This is a genomic window from Geovibrio ferrireducens (genome assembly GCF_026226615.1).
Taxonomy (GTDB): domain Bacteria; phylum Chrysiogenota; class Deferribacteres; order Deferribacterales; family Geovibrionaceae; genus Geovibrio; species Geovibrio ferrireducens.
Map to the genome: position 1 here is coordinate 1 of NZ_JAJAPB010000007.1, position 21038 is coordinate 21038.

Sequence of the window (21038 nt, forward strand, 5' to 3'; positions counted from 1 at the left end):
TTGTTCCTACGTTGACGTGGGGCTTCGTTCTAGCAAACTTAGCTTTAGCCATCTGGGTCTCCTCCTGAATTTAAAAGCCCTCGACCGGAATTGAACCGGTGACCTCGTCCTTACCAAGGACGCGCTCTGACCGACTGAGCCACGAGGGCGCAAAAACGCAAAAAAGGGGCGAACTGGTACGGTTTCGCCGCCTTTGAAAGCACTTGAAAAAAGCGGGTAACGGGACTTGAACCCGTGACCCTCAGCTTGGAAGGCTGATGCTCTAGCCAACTGAGCTACACCCGCATATGGCTTATAAAAAAAAAGAAGTGGGGAGAGGAGGATTCGAACCTCCGAAGTCTTACGACAACAGGTTTACAGCCTGCCCCCTTTGGCCGCTTGGGTATCTCCCCTTCTTATTTAACTTTTATTTATGCCGCCCTCAAAGGAGCGGCTTAACCGACCGCCTCTACAGGCAATCGACTGCTAAAAGCCTCGTTTATAAGAGCCGGGGGGCACCCGGCTCTTCAAGTGAAGCTGGTGATAGGAATTGAACCCACAACCTACTGATTACAAGTCAGTTGCTCTACCGATTGAGCTACACCAGCATTTCATCCAAAAACAGGAAACTTCTGCCGCGAACAGACAATTCAGTCTGCCAGCGCCTTTAGCGAAGTGAGAGCATATAGAAGAGAGGCTTCCTTGTCAAGTATTTTTTTGACATTTTTCCGTCCCTTTTTCAGGCAGGCTTTCAAGCCGAAACAAGTGATGCGGCTTGAGAAATCTACCCCTGTGCTCTGCACTTTCAGGAAGGAAAATATTGCATATCCTTTCACCTTTGTCAATCCACTATTTTATGCTTTTGAAGAAAAAAATCACACTGTCCCTGCTACTCTCTTTTTTCCGCAAAACCGCTGGTGGAATACACCCTTCCGTCCTCTTTCATATAGTATTCCCCACCGTAAGGGTCTTTAGGCAATGCGGCGATGAATCCCTTCTCCGCAAGTTCATTCAAGGAGGCTGGTTTCTCTGAATACCTGCTCTCGTACTCCCTAACCGCTTTCTCTATTTCAATAGCGCCTTGCAGCGCCAGAAGCCTCTTTTCATACAAAGCACGCACCTTTTCGTTCCCTGTACTGTTCATCATATCCAGAAGAAAGGCAGCAGCGACCTCATGTCTGCCGGAATCGTATGCCAGTCTGGCGGCAAGCGTTCCATAAAAGGACGGTGCGCCCTTTAGCTTTGCGGCACGGGCAATATACTCCGCACCTTTCGCACTGTCCTTAAGGAAGTAATAGTAAATAAACCCCAGATTATACAGCAGCCTGTGGCTTTCCGGTCTGTACGAAATCCCCTTTTCAAGGAGCCTTACAGCCTCTTCCGCCCTGCCTGCGCTCCATGCAAGGGTCAGTGCGGAAAAATAATATGTATCATAGAAATACGGATCAAGTTCAGAGGAAGCATTCACGGTTGTTTCAAACCAGTCCCAGTCCTGCCCTTTGATTATCGCCCTGTCCTCAAGCATTTTGCCGACATAAAATATAGCTGAAAGCAGGCGGTTGTCTGCGGCGAGACTCTTAAACTCAAGTGATGTAAAACGGATCAGCTGTCCGGGGACTGCCACTGAGCGCTCGAACCTCGCATCAAAATCAGCCTTCGGCGCAATCACTGCTCCGCTGAGCCAGATATGCAGTGGAATAAGAAGGCACAGCAGACCGACGGACAGTCTCACGGAAACTCCCTGCGGCTGAAAATAATACCCGCAAGAACAAGAAGAACGGCGGAATATACCAGTGCGTAGAGGATCGAGCCTGTGTATATATCAAGGGGAGGCATTATTCCGTTAGCGGCTACAGTTTTGTAATCCAGCGATGAGAAGTCTGGTACTATGTATTTAACAATATTCAGAAAACCGGATAAGCCCGCATAAGCTTCGGATGTGCCTGCGTATGTCAGCACCTCAGCGAGGCTTTGCCCCGCTATATATATAAGGACGGAGAATATCAAAACAGTGAAAGATGTCGTAACGAAGGAACTGAAAAAAATGATTACCGCATTCAGAAAAACACACTTCACGAGATCCGCTAATGCGGCAAGTGCGTAAGCATTCCACGAAAAGCCTTTGAAATATCCGGGCATGGCGGATTTCATAAGCAGTATGGGAATGTGGGTGAGGAGGAAAATTATACTGTAAGCGGAAATCAGCAGCAGAGCCAGACCTGCGAACTTGCCGAAAATGTATCTCCGGCGGGATATGTTCCGTCCCAGCACAAAATATATCGTGCGCCTGTCCAGATCCTTTGCCACCAGACCGACTGATACGGAAAAACTTATGAGCAGTCCGGCCAGCGACATTGCCCCCAGATTAAAATCAGCAATAACTTTGCTTAAGTCCTGCATGAAAAAGCGGGCGAATACAGCGCTGAGAAACATAATGATAAGCGAGAAAATAACAATAGCATACAGCACTCTGTTCCGCACTCCCTCAAGGAAGGTGATAAAGCATACCTGCGTCATCGTACCGCCTCCTCAAAAATACGCTCAAGGGCGTTATCTGCGGATTTCACCGTAACTGCGCTGAATCCTTTGTTTTTCATGGATTCCATGAAGCTCACGATCTCTCCGGAATCAGTGAGAACTCCCACCGTGTTTTCGTATTCCACAGTTTTTAATCCTGTCAGAGAAGATCTTAAGGCCTCGCTTTTATTAAAGACAACCTCAGCCTGTTTAGAAGCGAGGAGAAGTTCCTCCTTAGTGAGCATTCGGACGATTTTACCTTTGTTCATAATCGCTGCTGTGTCACAGAGGCGTTCGGCATCACTCAATATGTGGGAGCAGAAAAGCACAGTCGCCCCCTTCTCCTTCATCTTCGTGATAAGCTCATACACCATCCTGCGCCCCAACGGATCAAGCCCGCTCATGGGCTCATCAAATATAACGAGATCAGGTTCATGAATGAGCGCAGCAGCGATACCGGAGCGCTGGACCATGCCTTTGGAAAATGTACGGAGCTGTTTATTGAGATTTTCAGTCATGCCGACTTTCTCTGCCATGGATGATATGCGTTCCATAATATTGTCTTTTATTCCGGAGGAAGCCAGCGAGAAGGTCAGAAGCTCTTTCAGGGTAAGATAATCATAATAATACGGATTTTCCGGAAGGTAGCCTATGTTCCGGCTGTTTAGCTTAACAGTTCCGGATGTGGGGCGGACAAAACCCATAATGGTTTTGATTGTAGTAGACTTGCCCGCTCCGTTCAGTCCGAGAAGGGCAAAAACCTCACCCTTTTTCACCTCAAAGCTTATGCAGTCCACTGCGGTTTTCTTTTTTATGCGCTTTACAAGGGAATCTATCTTAATCATAAGCGGATTATAGCATGTTAAATATAAGGATGAAATAAACAAGTGGGAAAGAACAGTTCAACAGTTCGCTTCTTTGCAAAGGAGTGTTGGGGAGGATTTAAAAAGACAAATAAGGTTGTTTTGTTCCAGCTCATCTCCAGTGCATCATTGAGAAACCGAATTGGGAAACAGTCGCAAAGAAATCCCCCTCTGGTCCCCCTTTGCAAAGGGGGAAGTTTAAACACAAAAAAAGCCGACCGGATAAACCGATCGGCTTGGATTTTTTAAGCTACTGAGTTGTTCCTAGGGCTCTTCTTCCTCTTCAGCGGGGTTGCACGCGTCAACGCCGGCAGTTCCTTCAAGACCTGTTTCACCTGTCTGAATTGTGGGGGCGGTGTTAGTTGCGCCGTAGCAAATGGTACCACCGTTTGTGTGCTTTGTTACAACATTGTAATCTGTTCCATCATCAGCACCTGTACTTGCGAGTCCAACCCATGCGCTGAGAGTAACTGTTTCCGCTTCTCCATTACCATCAGTAGAAGCTGTTAAATCCAATACGCCGCTTGTTGCAGCAGGAGCACCGTTCTGGGCAACCTGAGGATATTCCTGATAGTCGGCAAACCAGCCCTCAAGAGAAGACTGAACGTTTCTCAGGTCTGACTGAGCAGCTGAGTTATAAGCTCTGGAACGATATTTGGCAAACTGGGGGATTGCGATAGCGGCAAGAATACCGATGATTGCAACAACCACCAGAAGCTCGATAAGAGTAAAGCCTTTTTTAGTTTTTTCGATCCTCATCATAAAGGATACCTCCTGAAGTAGAAAAAATATCTTTTCGGCATGAAATTTCGCTTTTAAAAAGCAACTTCTAAAGACAGTGTACCATAAAATTAACCACAGAAAAGTTTTTATGCAAGTTAATTTTCACACACAGGTTCCTTAACATGCTAAGTGGCTGAATACAAGGGGCTTTGAGGCATTCAGCTTTTTGTAAAATATTTATGGGTAAAGTTTATTTAAAAATAATAAATAAATGAATAATAAGGAATATCAAAACCTTGACAGTTTTTTAAGACAAACATAGAATACGCATCCTTCATATCAAGCCGAAATGGCGGAATGGTAGACGCAGCGGACTCAAAATCCGCCGGTGGCAACACCGTGGGGGTTCGAGTCCCCCTTTCGGCATCAATGGTTTAAGCCCCTTTAAGATATAAAGGGGCTCTTTTTTTACACTCGTATTACACTTACTCAGCGCATCTTGCGCAGTTACACTTCACTCATAAATGTTTCGATACTCAACTCCTCCTTCGGTTCATAATTCATGATGAGGAGCTCGGAAACGGCCTTGTGTTCGTTCCCTACTGTGTATGTGGTGCGAACATCCTCAATCAGGAAATCTGCGAAAATAGCCCTTATTTCGGGCGTATCATTGATACTGAGAATGAACTTGCCTTTTATCCCTGCCAACAGCCTTGCGAGATCCCCGAAATCATCTCTGGAGAATATGTCAGCGCCGTAGTCATCCTCGCACCCGAAATACGGCGGATCAAGATAAAAAAAGGTATCTGAGCCATCGTATTTACAGATGCACTGCTGATATGCCAGATTTTCGATATTTGTGCGGGAAAGCCGAAGATGGGCAGCCGAGAGATCCTCTTCAATCCGCAACAGATTCAGGCGAGGCGGACTCGTTACGGAATATCCGTAATTCTGTCCTGTCAGCTTTGCTCCAAAGGCTGTTTTAATAAGATAATAAAAGCGAACGGCTCTTTGAATGTCCGTGAGGCTCTCCGGAGGGGTAATGCTGTATTTTTCGAACTGTTCACGGCTCACGAGCATATATTTAAACTGCCGGATGAACTCTTCGAGATGAGATTGAGCGATCCTGTAAAGATTGACAAGATCGCTGTTGATGTCATTAATAGTCTCAACTCTGGATTGTTCTTTAGTGAAATAGACATGAGCCCCGCCGCAGAAAACTTCAACGTAGCAAGTATGCGGCGGGATCTTCTTGACGATTGTGTCGGCGAGCTTAGATTTCCCTCCGAGCCATCCTATAAGTGCTTTAATAACACACCTCAATTGACAAAAATTAGAGGACTGCTATCATACCGCTTGCCTGATCGGGCACAAAACGGACAGTAACAGACCTCGGTCTGTATCGTGTTGTCGCACGATGTCTATGGAGGTCTTGTCTCCGTGGACTGCTGTCCACTGTTTTACAAGTTCAGCGTTTTTCAGTAGCTAAAAATACATCTGTTTTAACATCCAGAGAGTTTTAGCGCCCCAACCAACAGCCGCACCAACTATAAAAGCCACAAAAAATAATATTCCGGTCGTTAACGTCATAGCGTCCTCCTTTTTATATTTCCGGCATTGCCGGCCACTCTATATCGAACGGAAAGCCCGTTTGGAGTGTTATATTCCTCAGTGCCTGTCTATATGCCCGCACAGAGACGCTGATGGCTTCATCAAGCGGATAGTCCGGCATGATGAGATAGTCTGTAGCCCTGAGCAGTGCATCACGCTCAGCGCGAACTGCCGCCGCTATCTGTGCGGCCTTTTCTTCGTCAGTGAGCAGTTCCGCCGGGTCGACAGCGATAATTTCGCCGTCGCGCTCTAAAATATGCTTTCCGGCACTCTGTTCAGCAAGCAGAGTCTCCCACGCTTCAACTGTTAACTCAATTGCGCCATCAGGTATTGTTTCATGAATATCAGAGTGATAAAACCCGTTTTTAAAATATATTTTTTTCATAAAATCCTCTTAATAGCCGATAGCTATATATTTTATGTCGCCGGTATACCCGTCCCCACCAGCAGCTACTTTTGTAACAAAAAAACCGCTAGATGACACAGAACCATATTGCGCTGTTTCGACGCTGCCAGATCCTCCGCCTGACGCTGAATTATTGAACGGAGTTATTGACAATGATACACACGCTACCGGAAACACGATCGGAAATGATATTGTCGCCGATGCTCCGCCGACAGTCCCCCACTGAAAAATCAGCCCGGACGGCAACTTCTGATAACCGTTAGTCGTTTTCGAAGCTTGCCATTCGTCCGCAGCTAGCCAGTTTGACAAAAAAGCTGCAAGCCCAGCGGGCGTTACTGCTCTCACGGCATCTACCCCCGCGGCGGATTCTGCTGTTGTTGCAAGCTCTACAATACCTTTTGCTGTCGTGCTTGCATCTCCTGCCGTTGCCGCTGTGCCTAATCCTAACGCAGCACGTGCAGAGGCGGGGGTAGTGCCGATTGTAAGCTGATTTGATGCAGTAAAAAAAACTGACCAGTTGCCCCAGCTTGTGTTTTTGACTCTATAAACAACTTCTGTGCCAGATTGATTTATGAAAAGCTGAAAGAGATTTGTTGTTGCACGGCGGAAAGTCATGCAATAACCGCCAACGCTCCCCGGTTTATTAGTTGCGGCGCTGCCTACCCAAACAATTGACGTTTCAGTAATTTCGTTCAAATCACCTACATATAAATCAATCGCTTCAGAACCGAATCCGTAGTCGCCTTTCAGTAAAAAATTCATAAGTGACGCTGGGGTGACTGCTCTCGCATCATCAGTGCGGCCTTCCACCTCCGCTTGAGTTGCGAGTTCTACAACTCCTGAGTTTGTCGTTGTCGCGGCGGGGATCGATGGTATGTCAGAAATAGCTGCGACTCTGATCCATGTGCTCGACCACACGCCGCTTGTCCGCGGACGGTAATAAATACCGCCGTCATCGGGGAATGCAACTTGAATAGATACTGTATCAGAGCGTTTCAGCATGAAGCCACATCCGCCGTCCTCCGAAGGCTTATTTGTTGCGGATGAATCATATGTAAACCAGATGCCCGCCGTCATCGACATATTAAGATTACTAACATTAAGCGGTGCAGGGCCGATCCCGTAGGCCCCGTTGGGAATCAGTTTTGCCGGGTCTATATCAGTAACGCCGGAAATAACATCCCTGTACGCGCCTTCTTTAAGATTATCTTTGCGCTCAAACGCATGAAAATTCAGAGCAGTTGAACCTATGGTTATCGGTCCGGGTGTGTTGTTCTGAAAAAGATACCCGCCGTTTGCCGTGCCTTCAACGACCGAAACCAAACTGCCAGGAAGGACATTATCAGTGTTATTAAAATCAACCGCCCTCGCCCATGCGCCGGATGCCGCAGTGTAGATGCCGTTTGATGATGCCGTGGACTGATTTTTGACTAAAACACGGTCTCCAGATGAGAGAGATACGCCGTCAACAGTCTGGAGCCCTGAAAGCGTGATATGCGCAGTTGTGGCGGCTCTCACTTTGTGCGGGTCAATGTCTGCATCGTTTACGTTCAGCACTTCCACGACTGCTTCTGATGCGTTTGAGTGCTTGCCTATGATCGTGACATTCAGCGCCGACGTTGCGCCAGACTCCAGCAGCGGCTTTGCCTTTTCAGGGTATTTTGCGATGTAGATCAGGTCTCCCTCATCATCAAACACCGCGGCCTCTCTGACGGTGAATCCGCCGACATTTTCCGGAATGCGCGCGCGGAATTTGATATGCTGACGGTTATTCGGCTGAATAGTCACGCTGAAAGTCTCTGTCCGCCAGACTTCGTTTTCCAGCGCCGTCTGGCTCTCTGACGGCTCGTAGTACGCACCGTTTGAGTCCCCCACTGCGAAGTGAGTAAAATTGATCTGCCCGCCGTTTGCGACCAGTTCATTCATTTTTTCTAAGCCGATATTCGTTAAAATCGTTTTAAATTCTGCCATTTTATCACTCCGGCCAAACTATAGTAGTGTCCACGTCATACAGAGCGGCCGCAATGTATATCGGGCTGCTCACAACTGAATTGACTTCGATTGTGTCCATGTGAGATCTGATATTTTTGAACGCGCTGATATACGATGTAAGCTTCTGTAATTCTTCAGCAGTGAGAACGGCTGATTCGGAATCGACTATAACTCTGAAATGGTAGGGCTCACCGCTGTATTCAAACCATTCATACAACTCGGTGTTATGTCCGATTATTTCGAGAGCCTTTTCAACCGCCCATCTCGTACCTTTGTATCTGTGCAGTTCCAGAGCATTTTTTATAAATTCGCGTTTTTGTTCAATGGGCATAGATGTATTCCATCCATCGAACGATGTGAGATTGAATTGCCACGCCAGAATGTTTAAAACATCGTGAGGCTGAGTATCGATTGACGGATAAATCATGAGTCTGTTTATCTCTTGGACAAATGCGCTGATTTGACTGTCAAGAGCACTGATAATAAGGCTCATTGACTCGTCACCGGTTATACTGCCGGGCAGAAGATCAGCAAGACTGAAATCATAAATTTCCTTACTCATCTTCGTACCCTGCAAAAGTGACGCTTATATTTTCCGCGACGGCAACGCTTGTTTTGTCTATTTCAGCGTATGAAGGGTGCGTAATAACCACACGTTTAGCCCCGGCGTTTATTACGCGTCTGACAAGCTCTGACGGGTTTAAGTCCCTGCCTATTGCGCTTTTTTGCCATATTACAAAATCATCAACGGCCTTGCTCACGGCTGTTTGAATTGAATCCCCGACTGAGCTTGCGCTTGAGTGTATATAGTACGAAAGCTGAATATCATAATTTACTGCCGCAGGAGCTAGAACAGAGACATTATCAGTAAGGGGACGGCGCTTAGAATCGTTCACAACAGAGTTAACCAGAGAGAGGATTTCCCCCGAAGGCAGATTACCGCCGCTCATGAGCGGGTAAATCTCGACAGTGCCGGGGGTGGGGGAAATTACAGAAACATCTACAATATCCGCATGCGCTGTTGCCGCCCAGTATTGATATGCACCTGTCGGGCCCGCTGTGCTGAATTTCTGCGGGGCTATTCTTATACGCTCTCTGAGACGATCATCTGATTCTGTTTCATACCCTCCGGAGCTTGTTGATGTGTTTATGACTCCGGCTATACCCGCAATGGGGTCTATGAGAGTCTGTATCTGCCCCGGCATGTAGCCGTTTCCCGCTGTTCCGGTCTGTATGCATACGCATTTCAGCACAGCATGGGGTGTGCCGGAGAGGACAGTTCCCGCTGACTTAACTGCAAAAAACAACTGACCGTCAGGGCTGACTCTTGTGCCCGCGGGGATGAAAACAGCGCCTGTTGAGCCGATGACACGGGAAAACTGCACATCTACAGTTGCCCCCGATGCCGGAATACGCTCAACATCAAGCAGTGCGCCGAGATGCTCTAGATTCCCCTCTTTTGAATATGCAAGAAAGTTTTGCTTCAGGGCTGTTTCCGCAAGAAAATATTGAAGAGCCTGAACATAGGCCAACCCTGACAGAAACAAGCGAACGGGATCGCCGGGATAGAGAGTTTTGCCGCTGAGAGTTTCAAAGTCTGATATTAACTGCCGCTCTATTTCTGCGACATCTGTAGTAAAAAAGCTGATTTGAGGCAGTGAATTTAAGTCCATTTTATCACCTGAATTTCACATGCGGATATACACGACCGTTCTCATCAGCCGTGAATGTGATTTCGCTTACTGCTGCGCGGGGTTCCCATAGCGCCAGTTCTTCTATTATTTCATGACGCATTAACGCCATGCCTTTCGGAGTCGGCAGATCGAGGTATACGGCTGTTAAGCCGAAGCTGCGATTCAGAGGCACTGACCCTTTTACTGTGCCTAAAATCGTTTTAATATTCTGGATAATCTCTTCTGCGTCTTCGGGGAAAAACGAGATGTAACTTGCTTTTGAGTCGCTCATTTCTTATATCTCCAAAGATCAACGTACTCGGCTTCCGTCTGTTTCTTCACAGTCTTCTTAGACTGTGTTTTCTTTGCAGTTTTTACTATCGGTGCATAATACTCTTTAAGAGTCACTGCGGCTTCAGCTGTGAGGAGTTCCCCTTTTCCGCCGACAACCTTTCTTGACTCGCTTATTTTTTCCAGAACGAATTTGCCGAAATTCTTTGAGCCGATAAACAGCGGCTGCTCTGTACCTGTGTTTAAGATTGCTTCAAGAGCTGCGAGCTCCTTTTCGGGATTGACTCCGTTAAACGCATTAAAATACATAGTGAACGATATTGTTGTAAGCGCCGTGCCCACGTGTTGTAAAACAGGCTTGCTGTTGAGCACATCATGCTCAACGAACTTAGCGCTGAGTTCGCGCGAAAGATTATCAAAAGTGCGCACAGCGGATGAGCTCACTTCAAAAACGATAGAGCCGAAACTGCCGAGACTCATTGAGGGCCTCCAGATGTTTCAGAACCTGATGCGACTCCGCCGTGGACGTGAGTATCAAGGCTTGTGGACTCTGAGTCGATTGTAGAGGCCTTGAGCGCCCCTGTTATCTCTGCGGAAAATGCCCCGCCGCCTGAACCCTTAAGACCTGCTTTATACTCAAGCAGCCCCTCTACAGTGAGCTTTTGAGTTACGATAGTTTCCGGCGCATCTATAGTAACTTTTGATGCGCTCTTTACCATCACGTCTCCGACTGCTTCGACCGTGATAGTCTCAGATGCCTTGATATTTGCCTGCCCCTTCACATCAGCAGAAAGAATGTGTTTTTCACGGTCATATTCTATTTCAGTTCCGTCTTTAAACCTCACATGCCATTTATCGTTTGAGCTTACCGAAGGGGTGTCATCGTCTGAATAAAATGATCCGAGAACGAAGCCATACTCAACACCGTTTGGCAGAAACAAACAGAGAACCTGTTCACCGAGATCCGGCATCCAGAAGGCTTTATCGTCCTGTGCTTTATTAACAAGAATACGCAGCACTGCCGAAACAGTGGAGTCTGCGTCCTCAAGCTCAACTCTTACCGCACAGAGCGTGGGATTCTGCTCAACAACTTTACCTACCCGCACGATACGTGAGAGAAGCTCTGCGGTTGTTTTATCCATATCAATACTCCAGCGCTGTTTTAAGACTCAGAGACGTAGTGTAGCCCCCTGAGCCGTCGATTGTGTGTGTTGCGGTGTCAATACCGTATTTCCCGTCAAAACGTCCGAAACCGCTGACCGAGACATTTATCCCGGCCGCGGCGGAGGGGGAACCGACAAGCGTGACACTTCCTGAAACCTCGTTGCTGTTTTTAAGCCTGAGTTCTGCTTTTGCCCTTGCTTCGGCCTCTGCCACTGATTCGACTTTTGTGTTTATTTTAAGAGTCTGCCCAACTTTAGGGGCATTAGGGGGGATATATTCGTATTTAATATTTTTTTTCTTTTTCGGGTCATAATAAGTTACAAGGCAAGACTTGTAAGTATCATGAGCTTTGCTAGCAAAGCTCCATGATTTTGTGGGGTTTGACGGTGTTATTACGAAAGATGCGTTTTTAGCGCCGTAATTTGCGCCGCTGTATATAATCACCTGAGTATCCGCAACTTTGAGGTTCATTCCCTTGCTCTTGCAGAGGCGGTCAAGAAATGCGAGGTCAGATTCGTTGCGCTGATCAAGTCTTTCCATAACCGGATCTGTATCAGAGTCAAAAATGAGAGAAAAACCGTTTTCAGAAGCAAATTTCTCTGCAACTGCTTTCAGAGTCATTTTCTCAAAACCTCTGGTTTTGGCCTCGTTGCGGAAAGCTTTTGTGATAAATGCAGAAACACCTTTAATAGTAAAAGTATCGCCGGAGTTCGCCGAAATCTCATCAATAGTAAAAGTGCCGAAATTCAGCGATATATCTTTCCCGTTGAGCCATTTTTCACATAAGAGCCCAGCGGTGACCTTGGCTCCTTTATCAGGGAACCAGTCTCCCCGCCAAAGTCCATTTTTATCGTGCAGAGTGAGTGATATATCATCTGCTTTTCCGGCGGCATTATCTGTGTAGCTGAACGATTTAAGCATAGGTGCTATATCCGCGGAAATAGCAACACCTTCATAGCTGAGTTTGAGTATTGCACGTCTCACTGATTCACCTTCCAGGGAGGCAAAATCGGCGTTGACGGCAGAACTTCAAGCTCAGGGATGTTTACTTCTGTTCCGCCGGAAAAGACCACAATATGAGCTATGGCAGGGTTTACTTCGAGCAGGGCGGACATAAACCTTTCTTCACCGAGTTCCCGCAGGGATATGGTGTCCCACAGGTCGCCTTGTATAGATATTGTCTTACGCATAACTCACCCTGTCACCGTCATTCCCCAGCCTCTCAAGAGTTTCTTTTATTTTCTGTCCGAGAGTTTCTCCGTATTCCGATGCCTGAGCGGGATCGGCATTGCCGGTTACTGTCATGTGAATTGTTATATTGATTCCGCCGCCTTTGAACGCCCCTCCCGCGCCCCCGCCAGTCTGAGCGGAATCTCCCAGTGCTGCTGATGCTTTTCCTGCTGTATTTTTTACAGCGTTGACAAGTTCAGGGTCGGCCCTGCGGACACCTTCGGCAAGGGTGGAAGGTATACGTGAGCCGGAAAGCGTAAGAGTTGACAGCGGCCCTTCCTTCGCATCAGAAAACGGGAGAAAATCCCGCACCTTGCCCAAAACGCCTTTTACTGCCTCTATCGGGGCAAACGCAGCGGATTTTATACCCTCGCCCAGAGTTGAAATAAGACGGAAGCCTGATTCAAAAAGGCTGAAACTGCTCAGAAAATTAAAAATACTCATCCATATGTTTTTATAAAAATCAACGACCCCAGTAATACCGTTTCTAAGCATATCCCACCCTGCGGAAAATGCACTGCCGAACCATGCCCAGAAACCTGAGAAAAATGTTTTTACAGAATCCCAGTTTTTTATAAGCAGATATGCCCCGGCAGCTATAGCAGCTATGCCGAGTACTATCCAACCGATCGGTGTTGAGATAAATGCCAGATTCAGCATTCGTGTTGCGAATGCCCACGCCTTGGTTGCCGCTGTTGCTATGCTGGATGATATTGCAAGAGCTTTTGCTCTCATGTTTGCAATGTTCATAACCCTGATCAGTGCGACAAACTCTTTGCGGTTTATAGGCAGCCGAATGCCGATAAGAGCCAACACTTTAGCAAAGGCGAGATACCCCCCTGCGATATAATTACCCGCAAGCCTAGCGGCATAAATAGCCGTTGTAAAAGCCATCAAACCCGCAACAGCGCCTACTATCACCGTTGTCAATATCGGAAATTTTTCTGTTGCAGTTACGATTACGGTCATGAATGAACCGACTACATCCAATGTTCCGTTGATAATCGGGAGAAAAAGTTGCCCGATTGTTGATGCCAGATTTGAAATCCGCTGCTTGAAAAGCTCAACCTCGTTACCCCTTTCCGCTGCCCGTGCCATTTTTTCCGTTGCGGCGGCTCCCTGCCCCATACTCACCGCGAGGCTGTCTGAGGCTGTTTCAAGACCTTTAACGTCTTTGTAAAGCAAATCGATCATGGCAACTGCCTCTTCCGTGCCGAATGCCTTTGTGATTTCCTGTTTCTCTATAGCATCAAGTGTATCGCCATAACGTTCTTTCATCTTTTTCAGTATTTCGGGTACAGGAAGCAACTGATCGTTCGCATCGGTAAATGACATGCCGAGAGTGTCCCCGGCTCCGGCGGCCTTTGATATAAACGCTCTGAATTTTGTGGCCGCTTCTGAACCGCCCATCGTTGTCTGAAGAATGCCGAGAACCGCAAGCTGGTCGTTCATGGAATAACCGGCGGATGTTGCCGCTGCACCGAGTGCGGACAGAGCCGCTGACATCTGATTACCGTCTGTTTTAAACTGCTGAACAGCAGAAGATATGCCCGCACTGAAATATTCGCCGAATTTAGTATCACGTTCTTCCGCAGAAAGGGTGTCCCATCCTTTTATTGTATTTTTCCCGAATTTCTCAAATTGCTGGCGGTAAATACCGTAACCGGTTGCGAAAAGACCTGTCATCGTTCCTGTGGATGACTTTGTTGCTTTTGCTGTCATGGCTGACAAACTTGTGAATTTAGCAACACCTTCATCGCTGAGGCTTGATATACCTGACTTAATGTCATAACTGGCACGGATGAAATCAGGAGCAGACGTTCCTGAAAACTGGTTTGTGAAAGAGATAGCTTCTTTTGCTATAGCTGTAAGCCCGCTTTCGGAAACACCGAGTGATGCTACTTCGCCTTTTGCTTTTTCTATTTCGCGGGCTGAATTCGCAGTACCCGCAAGGAGCGCGAATTTAGCTACGTTACCAATTAAATCTTGTTTGAGAGAATCCCTAGACTGCCTGTTCGCGTCGCGGGCTTCATCAACGCGTACACTGTATTCGTAGCGCTTTTTACGCTTTTCGAGGATAGCTGTAAGACGCGCTTCTTCACTCGCCAGTTTATTAACATCTACATTAGCTTTGCGCAGTTCTTCCCGCGTTTCGCTTAAGACTCTTTTTTGTCTATTATACGAGTCTGAAAGGTTTTTTACTTCGTTTTCGGCTTTACGAAGAACCTTTTCCTCTGCTTCAAGAACTTTATTCAGCCGTGTTACTTCGTTCTGGGCTTTTGTGAATTCCTTTATCATTGCCGATGTAGGTTCGGCTGTATTGTCAAGCTCCGCAGCCAGTGAACGCACACGTTCTTTTGCTGCGTTAAGCGCAGGTGAAATACGCCGCTCAGCAGTGCTGAATGATGCTGAAAACGTGCTCACTCTTGACTGAGCGGCAGTGAGCGCGCTTTGAGTATTATTCAGATCCGCTTCAATATTACTTAATGATGAAATTTTATCTTTTGTAGAAGAGAGTTCCTCAAAGCGTGACTGCAGCCCCTTGACTTTTCCTTTTGCCGATTCTATTGTAGTTGCAAAACCTGAACCGAGGGCTGCACCGATGATAAAAGATAAAGCACTGGTTTTTTCCATATCACTTTCCGTTTTTGTTTCATTTTTACTAACAGTCGGGTGCGGTCTTCTTTTAAGCCTTATGCCTACCCTCTCCGCAGAGGGCAGGCTTTACGGCATACCTTTTTTATCTGTTATTATTTGGCTTGGCATGTATAAGATTGTCCGGCTCTTTACTGACGCTTACTTCTTTTTGAAAGACGTATAAACTCTTCCGCCCATTCATAAAGGTCTAAGTCATCCATTTTCAGGTACACATCAAGAGATGTTGATGTGTTAACCGCCAATCCCATCGCTAACTGCTTAATGTCCTCGGATGAGAGGAGAAAAAATTCTTGTAAACAGCAAGCACCTCCTTGTGATCGTCAAGATCAACATTGAGATATTCCGCAGGGGTTAAGCCTGTGAGCTTTGCCATGTAGTGATGATCATAACCGAGATCCTCCGTGTCCTTTTTCTCCATTTCCAGTTTGTCCGCATTGGTGGGGCGGCGCAGTATGAGTTCAGTTACTTCCTTTTCGCCGAGATTAAAAGGATGATTCAGAGTTATTTTCACATTTTTTGCCTTCGCGAAGCGCCCGTCGACTATTCCCTCGCGCTCCATTTCCAGAGCTTTTTCTATCAGAAGGCCTATATCTATCCCTTGAAGATTCAATGCTTCCTTTTCCTGTTCTTTTGCCTTGCCCATAGCCTATTCCATCCCCATCGCTTTACGCACATCAGCGAGAACATCCTCGCCGCGCACTTTGTATATATAGTTCAGCTTATCAAGCTCAACCATTTCCTCACCATCGAGCTCGGTTTTCATATAGCTCAGGCTGAATGCCTGAGGTATGTCCATGCTTGCGGCAGTTTCGAGCTTACCGCCTTCGAGTTTTTTGGGAGTTGCTCTGACAAAAACCCGCACAGCGATGACTTTCCACTTTCCGCTGTTCTTATCCAGTTCCTGAAGAGCTCCTCTTACCTCAAGCTCATGCGGCCCCGGTTTCATAAGGTCGTATGCCTCTTTTGTTGTTGAGCGCCATGTGCACTCCATTTCGATTTCACCGAACTGGCCTATTACCGGGACATCCATTTCCCCGGCGATGCCGCCGCCTTTTATTGTGTCGCTCATTGCTTCCAGAGAGGGGAGCGTAACATCAGCAACAGCGTGCTCTTTGCCGTCTTTCCATACTTTTGCGCCTATAACTTTCATAAATTACCTCCTTAACCGAACAGGGTTGATACGTATGTGAGGTCGTACTCCAGAATGAACTCAAGCTGCTCCATGGGAGACGGAGGAGTTACAAAAACCCTAAAGCGAACAATCCCGTTCATAAGATCCGTCAAGGGGTTGTCTGCTTCCCTGAATTCGAAACGTCCGCCAAGGATAAACTCCCGGCTTGTGAGACCGTTCAGCCAGAATGTGCCGCTGTCTGCGATCATTTTGAGGTTTCGTTTTTTTATGGGAAAATCTATTTTCTGCCAGTAAGTAAGGATGAACGTATTCTGAATCCAGTTGAACATCCGGCGAATGGGGATAAAGTTGTCTTTCACATCCGTAATATCAGGGAAAGCCGCCGTGCGGTTGCCCCACGATGTCCACCCGTTCGACCAGTTCAACGATGTGACTATGCCGTTACGGTTGAGATAATCAGCTTCTTCAAGACCGAGATATACTTCTTCCCCATTATACACAGAGCCGGTTATCTTATAATTTTTGTTTGAAGGGGATTCATACGGGATCCCGCCGTTATTTGCATCGACTTCGCTGATGAGACCCGCAAGGTGCGTTGACTGGAAGAACTCTTTTGAACCGTTTTTAAGCTTCGGCCAGGTGAGAACCATGTCTTCGTCCACGAGGCTGTTCTGCTGCTTAAACGCCGGAATATCTGAGTATTTTTCAACTGATTCGGCCTGTATGTCGGCTATGCTCATAGCTCTGAAGAGTCCGTTTATTTTCTCGCTTTTTGCCGCGAGGACGGAGGCAACAGAAACATCATGAGACCATCCGGGAGCTATAAGAAGCCCCGGTACTACACGGAACCGCGGAAAAATCTCACTTATTAATTCAAGACCTGTTTTCTTGCCTGTGTTTACGTCTATACCGCCGATAATGTCCTCAGCCGTGACGAGCGAAGGGTCAAGCTTGGTATAGGACACGCTTACGCTGTCTGTGATAGCTTCTCCGAGCTTATTTATAACCGTTTTACCGTCTTTGTCGAAACTCAGAGCATAGTCGGTGTTGACAGTATATGTCGTTTCACCGTCTTCACTTTTGACAACAACTGTCGAGGACAGCACACCGTATTCAAGTGTGATCTTGTTAGATGCAAAAGTTTTAACAGATGCTGCAACGTCAGTTTTATGCTCCGCGGGATTGAGTACGTTTATAAAAATAACGGGAGCTATGCCGTAAAGCTGAAACTGGCTGTAAATAGCTTCGCACAGTGAAAAACCTGCGCTGAAATCATCAACATAACCGAGTTCGGTTACTGCACCGGCCAGAGTATGGCAGATTACGGGATTGTTCACGTTACTCAGATTGCCCATATTGATCGGAGCCGTGCCCACAACAACGGGGATTGCCGAGTCAACAGTGCGCATTGAGATTACGCTGGTTGCCTCTTCTCTTACGTTTATACCGTGCATGAGACTCATATTTTATCTCCTTTGAGCTTGTTATAAATGTCCTTTCTCAGCCCGCCGTCCTTTATCTCTCTTCTTACCGATGCAAGATCCGAAACAACGGGGAAAAGCAGCTTGTAAAGCGGGTCTTTTTTTATGATTTTTTCTGCCGTTTCGGTCAGACCGTTTTTGAAAACGGTTCCGCTGTTGAGCCCGTTTACTGACGGGCCGACATACACACAAACCGCTTGTTTTTTCTCAGCCGCAGGGTGTTCCTTTTTTGTTTTTGACAGTTTTTCATTTGTAGCCATTTTCAGTACCTTCCAGAATTATTGGGGCGGGTGAGCCCGTTTCATATTCAACACTGACAGCGCCGATAGCATATTTCAGAGCACCTCTTGTTCTGTCGATTCCGCTCGATACAGGGAGCTTCAGACGATAACTTTCACCGACAATGCGGTTTTGGAGCAGTATCATCCGCACCATGTCCAGCAAACGGAGAATTTCGTATGTCGGCGCATCAATGCCTTCGTTGTCGGTGTCTGCCGTCACGCCGATGTGTATTGTAAGGGGGATTGTAGCCAGTTCCTCATCGTCTTTAATTCCTTTCGGAAGTTCGAACATCACGTGAGGCCAGTCATCGTCTTTGTACTCCGGCGGTAGGCTGCCAATAAAAACATGAGGCAGAACAACGTCAGAACTGTCTTTCTTTGCGGCGAAAAAGAGCCTGTATTCTTCAAAGCTGCTCTGAAAAAGCGACACGAGGGAGCGAAGTAATATAGCCGTTGTCATTTTTTACCCCCGTGTTTAAAACCTTCGGTCATTTCGTGGGTAAAACGCTTTACAAAGCGCTCACGGCTGTTTGCTTCAATGCGCGCCTGCATATCAGGAGTTATCATTTGTCTGACACTAAGCCCGACAAGTTTGTAAATGCGTTCTCTGCCGTCAGGGGATAAACCTTGACGGCTGTTTTGACGCTTATAGATATTCAACCCGCGGACAGGGGTGTCGGCAATGAAAGAACCCGCTATCTTGTAACGTTTGCCGCGGCGGACTTCGACAGAGACCCCGACAGAAGGGCGGGGATTTGTTACTGTAAGAGGATCCGGCGAAAACTCGTAAAGAGGGATGCGCCGGGCGCGCCCTTTTTTGCCTACTGAGAGCTCGCCAGAAGGCGTGGTGTCGCCTAAGGCGGCGCGACGGACACTGAGGGCTTGCATAACACGATCTTTGCTGACATTCCAGTTTTCAGGGACTTCTTTAACAATATCAGACTGTACTCCGTCAAGGGTGCGGTTTATTGCCCGCACAGCCGACGACTTGACACGCTCTGGGAAAGATGAAATCAGCCCTGCGATTTCATGCACACCGTCTGAATTTATAGTGATATGCAGAGGCCTTTCACGTCTGTTCATATTATCTGCCCTCAGCGAGCACGAGATCTATTTCATACAGACCGCAATCGTTCACGGCGTTCTCAATCTGATAATGCTCGCTGTTAACTTCAACATAAAGTCCCGTAACTGGGGCTTCATCGAACTGAGATACCGCGGCAAAAAGCTTTTTGCGCCGTGTAACAAGTCCATTGATCTGCATGGCGGCGAATTTGTCTCCGGAACTCTCGTCAACACTTTCTAAAACGCCGTCAATCTCTGCTCCGTTCCAGTTGACAGTCTCCCCGAATTCGCCAGCGCCGACAAAAACGCCCAGATCCTTTTCAAGCTGCTCTCTGAACTTGCTCATTCATCGCCTCCGGTCTGGTAGATCTCCCGCAGGGTGCTGACATATTCGTTCGTCATTGCGGCCTGAGTTTCGTATTTCCGTACTGCCGTTTTGAGTTCTTCGATAAAGTCTGCTATGCGGGTGAAAGAAGCTTTGTCGAAGCACTGTGTGCCGTTGTCTGCGAAAGAGACGGGCTCCCCCTTGTACTGCGGCCGGCTAAAAATTTCCTGCTGAGGGAAATAGGGCACAGTGGTTTTATAAACCGTTACATGTTTTGCCGTGCATGATGCGAGAGCGAGGAAACAAACGACTATGACTGCCCATTTGCCGATGTCAAAAAAGCTTGTTGACTGCGCTTCTTCCTTCCTGGCTTTTTCTGTTTCTTCATGCTTCTTGAGTTCTTCACGCATTTCAGAAGCATGATGAGTGAAGAGGTCTTTTGCCTCTTCGTTTTTGCTGAGCTCGGCCGCAGCGTGAGACAGATCCTTTTCGGTCTGCTCGTTCTTCGCTGTTTCGTACCCTGCCTTTTTGCCTTTCTGAAACAGGGTCCAGACAGCAAACAGAACCGCACCGAGCGCGGCAAAAAAGGCTATGATTTTAGCTTTTACGGTAAGCATTGATAAGCTCCACTATTTTTGCTGATGCCGCGTTCATCGCGGCTGTGACTGTGTCTATGATCCATTTATAAAATTTCACCTTGTACAGAAACAGGCTGAGAATCGGGGCGAGAAAACACTCAAGGAGTGAAAAATTGAAAAAGCCGAGGAAAAACAGAGCGAAGTAAAAAGCAAGCCCCGTCCAGAACACCCAGAACTCAAGATCCGCAATGAGGGCGGCATCATCCTTGATGAACTTGGTTTTTACTATCTGCACGGCAAAATTGAGAAACAGAACCATCACAAGCAGATTCAGTGATACATATTCAAAGAGTTTCATTATTCCGCCCCTCTGATGATCACTTTGATTCTGTTTTCGCCTTTGAGGCGTTCCAGAAAGCTTGACATTGCAATGCGGCTGTCACTGATGAAACGCTCACCTTTTGCATTGTATGACGGTCTTGCTCCGAGCAGAATGCACCCGCGGGTATCATTGTGTGTGTTTCCGGCGTGGAAGATAATCTCACTTCTGCCCGGCACATTCTGAACATGAAATGTTTCGCCGAATTTGGGACTTGTATGTCTTACTGCTTCATACTCACCCGCGGGGATGCAGCTTATATTGCGCTGGTTACCGTTGTCAGGGTCTTCAAGCGTCATAGCCGTAACGATGCCGTCTATCATAAGCACACCGAGCGTATGAGTATCTGTCTGTTCAAGTCTCTGGATTTCAACTGTTTTCATGCCTTCCTCCTTTAATACTGTCTATGCGTTTGTGCAGACCGCGTATGTCTTCGCGGGTTTTGTCTGCATGGTCTTTCAGGTCTTCTTTTGTCGCGTATGTCGCTGTTACGCTTTTATCCAGTTCAAGCACCGAAATTTTTATGCTCGCTACACCGCTGGCTATTCTGAACAGCACCCCGCCGATGGTAATCAGAGCAACCAGGATGCTCAGTAACAAAGCAATATTTTCCATTTTCATCCCCTCTTGATTCTTAGCAGTACCCCCTCCGGAGAGGGGGCTGAGCCAAAGCCCAAGGTACGGTTGCAG

At 47.2% G+C, this 21038-nt stretch carries 26 protein-coding genes and 5 tRNA genes; 1 reads left to right on the forward strand and 30 read right to left on the reverse strand.

The genetic code is table 11. The annotated features are described in order from the left end of the window. Positions 1 to 75: 75 nt before the first annotated feature. The 8 genes from OSQ85_RS08690 to OSQ85_RS14070 all read right to left on the reverse strand — a co-directional run bounded on the left by OSQ85_RS08690 (position 76) and on the right by OSQ85_RS14070 (position 4121). A tRNA-Thr gene (locus tag OSQ85_RS08690) sits at positions 76 to 149 on the reverse strand. A 62-nt stretch (positions 150 to 211) separates the two neighbouring features. After that, a tRNA-Gly gene (locus OSQ85_RS08695) sits at positions 212 to 285 on the reverse strand. Positions 286 to 309: 24 nt separating this feature from the next. Next, positions 310 to 392, reverse strand: a tRNA-Tyr gene (locus tag OSQ85_RS08700). A gap of 122 nt (positions 393 to 514) precedes the next feature. After that, positions 515 to 587 (reverse strand) — tRNA-Thr (locus OSQ85_RS08705). A 281-nt stretch (positions 588 to 868) separates the two neighbouring features. After that, entirely contained in the window at positions 869 to 1711 is an 843-nt protein-coding gene (locus OSQ85_RS08710) for a tetratricopeptide repeat protein (RefSeq protein ID WP_265822484.1), read from the reverse strand. Next, positions 1708 to 2496, reverse strand: a complete 789-nt coding sequence (locus OSQ85_RS08715; protein WP_265822486.1) for an ABC transporter permease — start codon at positions 2494 to 2496, stop codon at positions 1708 to 1710. Before OSQ85_RS08715 ends, OSQ85_RS08710 begins: the two co-directional genes overlap by 4 nt. Next, a complete protein-coding gene (locus OSQ85_RS08720; protein ID WP_265822488.1) occupies positions 2493 to 3341 on the reverse strand; it encodes an ABC transporter ATP-binding protein in 849 nt (282 codons plus the stop codon). Before OSQ85_RS08720 ends, OSQ85_RS08715 begins: the two co-directional genes overlap by 4 nt. A gap of 282 nt (positions 3342 to 3623) precedes the next feature. Continuing rightward, positions 3624 to 4121 carry a type IV pilin protein gene (locus OSQ85_RS14070; RefSeq protein ID WP_322874097.1) on the reverse strand — a complete coding sequence of 166 codons (498 nt, stop codon included), beginning with the start codon at positions 4119 to 4121 and terminating at the stop codon, positions 3624 to 3626. Between the two features lie 304 nt (positions 4122 to 4425). Here OSQ85_RS14070 and OSQ85_RS08730 point away from each other — a divergent pair. Beyond that, positions 4426 to 4508 (forward strand) — tRNA-Leu (locus OSQ85_RS08730). Positions 4509 to 4589: 81 nt separating this feature from the next. Here the strand turns inward: OSQ85_RS08730 and OSQ85_RS08735 are convergent. The 22 genes from OSQ85_RS08735 to OSQ85_RS08840 all read right to left on the reverse strand — a co-directional run bounded on the left by OSQ85_RS08735 (position 4590) and on the right by OSQ85_RS08840 (position 20963). Beyond that, positions 4590 to 5405: a DNA adenine methylase gene (locus OSQ85_RS08735; RefSeq protein WP_265822489.1), complete on the reverse strand. Its 816-nt coding sequence runs from the start codon at positions 5403 to 5405 to the stop codon at positions 4590 to 4592. A gap of 280 nt (positions 5406 to 5685) precedes the next feature. After that, positions 5686 to 6078, reverse strand: coding sequence for a tail fiber assembly protein (locus tag OSQ85_RS08740; RefSeq protein ID WP_265822491.1), 393 nt, complete (start codon positions 6076 to 6078; stop codon positions 5686 to 5688). 9 nt (positions 6079 to 6087) lie between these two features. Continuing rightward, positions 6088 to 8070: a phage tail-collar fiber domain-containing protein gene (locus OSQ85_RS08745; protein ID WP_265822492.1), complete on the reverse strand. Its 1983-nt coding sequence runs from the start codon at positions 8068 to 8070 to the stop codon at positions 6088 to 6090. 4 nt (positions 8071 to 8074) lie between these two features. Next, positions 8075 to 8653 carry a phage tail protein I gene (locus tag OSQ85_RS08750; protein WP_265822494.1) on the reverse strand — a complete coding sequence of 193 codons (579 nt, stop codon included), beginning with the start codon at positions 8651 to 8653 and terminating at the stop codon, positions 8075 to 8077. Then, entirely contained in the window at positions 8646 to 9764 is a 1119-nt protein-coding gene (locus tag OSQ85_RS08755) for a baseplate assembly protein (RefSeq protein WP_265822496.1), read from the reverse strand. The genes OSQ85_RS08750 and OSQ85_RS08755 overlap by 8 nt, the downstream gene beginning before the upstream one ends. A 4-nt stretch (positions 9765 to 9768) precedes the next feature. After that, positions 9769 to 10056, reverse strand: a complete 288-nt coding sequence (locus OSQ85_RS08760; protein WP_265822497.1) for a GPW/gp25 family protein — start codon at positions 10054 to 10056, stop codon at positions 9769 to 9771. Then, on the reverse strand, positions 10053 to 10535 hold the full coding sequence (locus OSQ85_RS08765) for a phage tail protein (RefSeq protein WP_265822498.1): 483 nt from the start codon (positions 10533 to 10535) through the stop codon (positions 10053 to 10055). The genes OSQ85_RS08760 and OSQ85_RS08765 overlap by 4 nt, the downstream gene beginning before the upstream one ends. Then, the gene (locus OSQ85_RS08770) at positions 10532 to 11197 is read right to left on the reverse strand and encodes a phage baseplate assembly protein V (protein ID WP_265822499.1); all 666 of its coding nucleotides are present in this window, start codon (positions 11195 to 11197) and stop codon (positions 10532 to 10534) included. Before OSQ85_RS08770 ends, OSQ85_RS08765 begins: the two co-directional genes overlap by 4 nt. Before the next feature lies 1 nt (position 11198). Beyond that, positions 11199 to 12203 carry a phage late control D family protein gene (locus OSQ85_RS08775; protein WP_265822500.1) on the reverse strand — a complete coding sequence of 335 codons (1005 nt, stop codon included), beginning with the start codon at positions 12201 to 12203 and terminating at the stop codon, positions 11199 to 11201. Continuing rightward, the gene (locus tag OSQ85_RS08780; RefSeq protein ID WP_265822502.1) at positions 12200 to 12409 is read right to left on the reverse strand and encodes a tail protein X; all 210 of its coding nucleotides are present in this window, start codon (positions 12407 to 12409) and stop codon (positions 12200 to 12202) included. The genes OSQ85_RS08775 and OSQ85_RS08780 overlap by 4 nt, the downstream gene beginning before the upstream one ends. Continuing rightward, positions 12402 to 15083: a phage tail tape measure protein gene (locus tag OSQ85_RS08785; protein WP_265822504.1), complete on the reverse strand. Its 2682-nt coding sequence runs from the start codon at positions 15081 to 15083 to the stop codon at positions 12402 to 12404. Before OSQ85_RS08785 ends, OSQ85_RS08780 begins: the two co-directional genes overlap by 8 nt. A gap of 274 nt (positions 15084 to 15357) precedes the next feature. Continuing rightward, positions 15358 to 15750, reverse strand: a complete 393-nt coding sequence (locus OSQ85_RS08790) for a phage tail assembly protein (RefSeq protein WP_265822506.1) — start codon at positions 15748 to 15750, stop codon at positions 15358 to 15360. 3 nt (positions 15751 to 15753) lie between these two features. Further along, a complete protein-coding gene (locus tag OSQ85_RS08795) occupies positions 15754 to 16257 on the reverse strand; it encodes a phage major tail tube protein (RefSeq protein WP_265822508.1) in 504 nt (167 codons plus the stop codon). Positions 16258 to 16268: 11 nt separating this feature from the next. After that, entirely contained in the window at positions 16269 to 17702 is a 1434-nt protein-coding gene (locus OSQ85_RS08800) for a phage tail sheath family protein (protein ID WP_265822510.1), read from the reverse strand. Further along, a complete protein-coding gene (locus OSQ85_RS08805; protein WP_265822511.1) occupies positions 17699 to 17980 on the reverse strand; it encodes a hypothetical protein in 282 nt (93 codons plus the stop codon). The genes OSQ85_RS08800 and OSQ85_RS08805 overlap by 4 nt, the downstream gene beginning before the upstream one ends. Continuing rightward, on the reverse strand, positions 17967 to 18461 hold the full coding sequence (locus OSQ85_RS08810; RefSeq protein ID WP_265822513.1) for a hypothetical protein: 495 nt from the start codon (positions 18459 to 18461) through the stop codon (positions 17967 to 17969). Before OSQ85_RS08810 ends, OSQ85_RS08805 begins: the two co-directional genes overlap by 14 nt. Further along, the gene (locus OSQ85_RS08815; RefSeq protein ID WP_265822514.1) at positions 18458 to 19084 is read right to left on the reverse strand and encodes a hypothetical protein; all 627 of its coding nucleotides are present in this window, start codon (positions 19082 to 19084) and stop codon (positions 18458 to 18460) included. The genes OSQ85_RS08810 and OSQ85_RS08815 overlap by 4 nt, the downstream gene beginning before the upstream one ends. A gap of 1 nt (position 19085) precedes the next feature. Next, the gene (locus tag OSQ85_RS08820) at positions 19086 to 19412 is read right to left on the reverse strand and encodes a hypothetical protein (RefSeq protein ID WP_265822516.1); all 327 of its coding nucleotides are present in this window, start codon (positions 19410 to 19412) and stop codon (positions 19086 to 19088) included. Then, complete coding sequence (locus tag OSQ85_RS08825; protein WP_265822517.1) at positions 19409 to 20008, reverse strand: hypothetical protein; 600 nt, start codon at positions 20006 to 20008, stop codon at positions 19409 to 19411. The genes OSQ85_RS08820 and OSQ85_RS08825 overlap by 4 nt, the downstream gene beginning before the upstream one ends. Beyond that, the gene (locus tag OSQ85_RS08830) at positions 19989 to 20327 is read right to left on the reverse strand and encodes a hypothetical protein (protein WP_265822519.1); all 339 of its coding nucleotides are present in this window, start codon (positions 20325 to 20327) and stop codon (positions 19989 to 19991) included. Before OSQ85_RS08830 ends, OSQ85_RS08825 begins: the two co-directional genes overlap by 20 nt. Next, complete coding sequence (locus OSQ85_RS08835) at positions 20327 to 20731, reverse strand: DUF5675 family protein (protein WP_265822521.1); 405 nt, start codon at positions 20729 to 20731, stop codon at positions 20327 to 20329. The genes OSQ85_RS08830 and OSQ85_RS08835 overlap by 1 nt, the downstream gene beginning before the upstream one ends. Then, positions 20718 to 20963, reverse strand: a complete 246-nt coding sequence (locus OSQ85_RS08840) for a hypothetical protein (protein WP_265822523.1) — start codon at positions 20961 to 20963, stop codon at positions 20718 to 20720. Before OSQ85_RS08840 ends, OSQ85_RS08835 begins: the two co-directional genes overlap by 14 nt. Between the last annotated feature and the right edge of the window lie 75 nt (positions 20964 to 21038).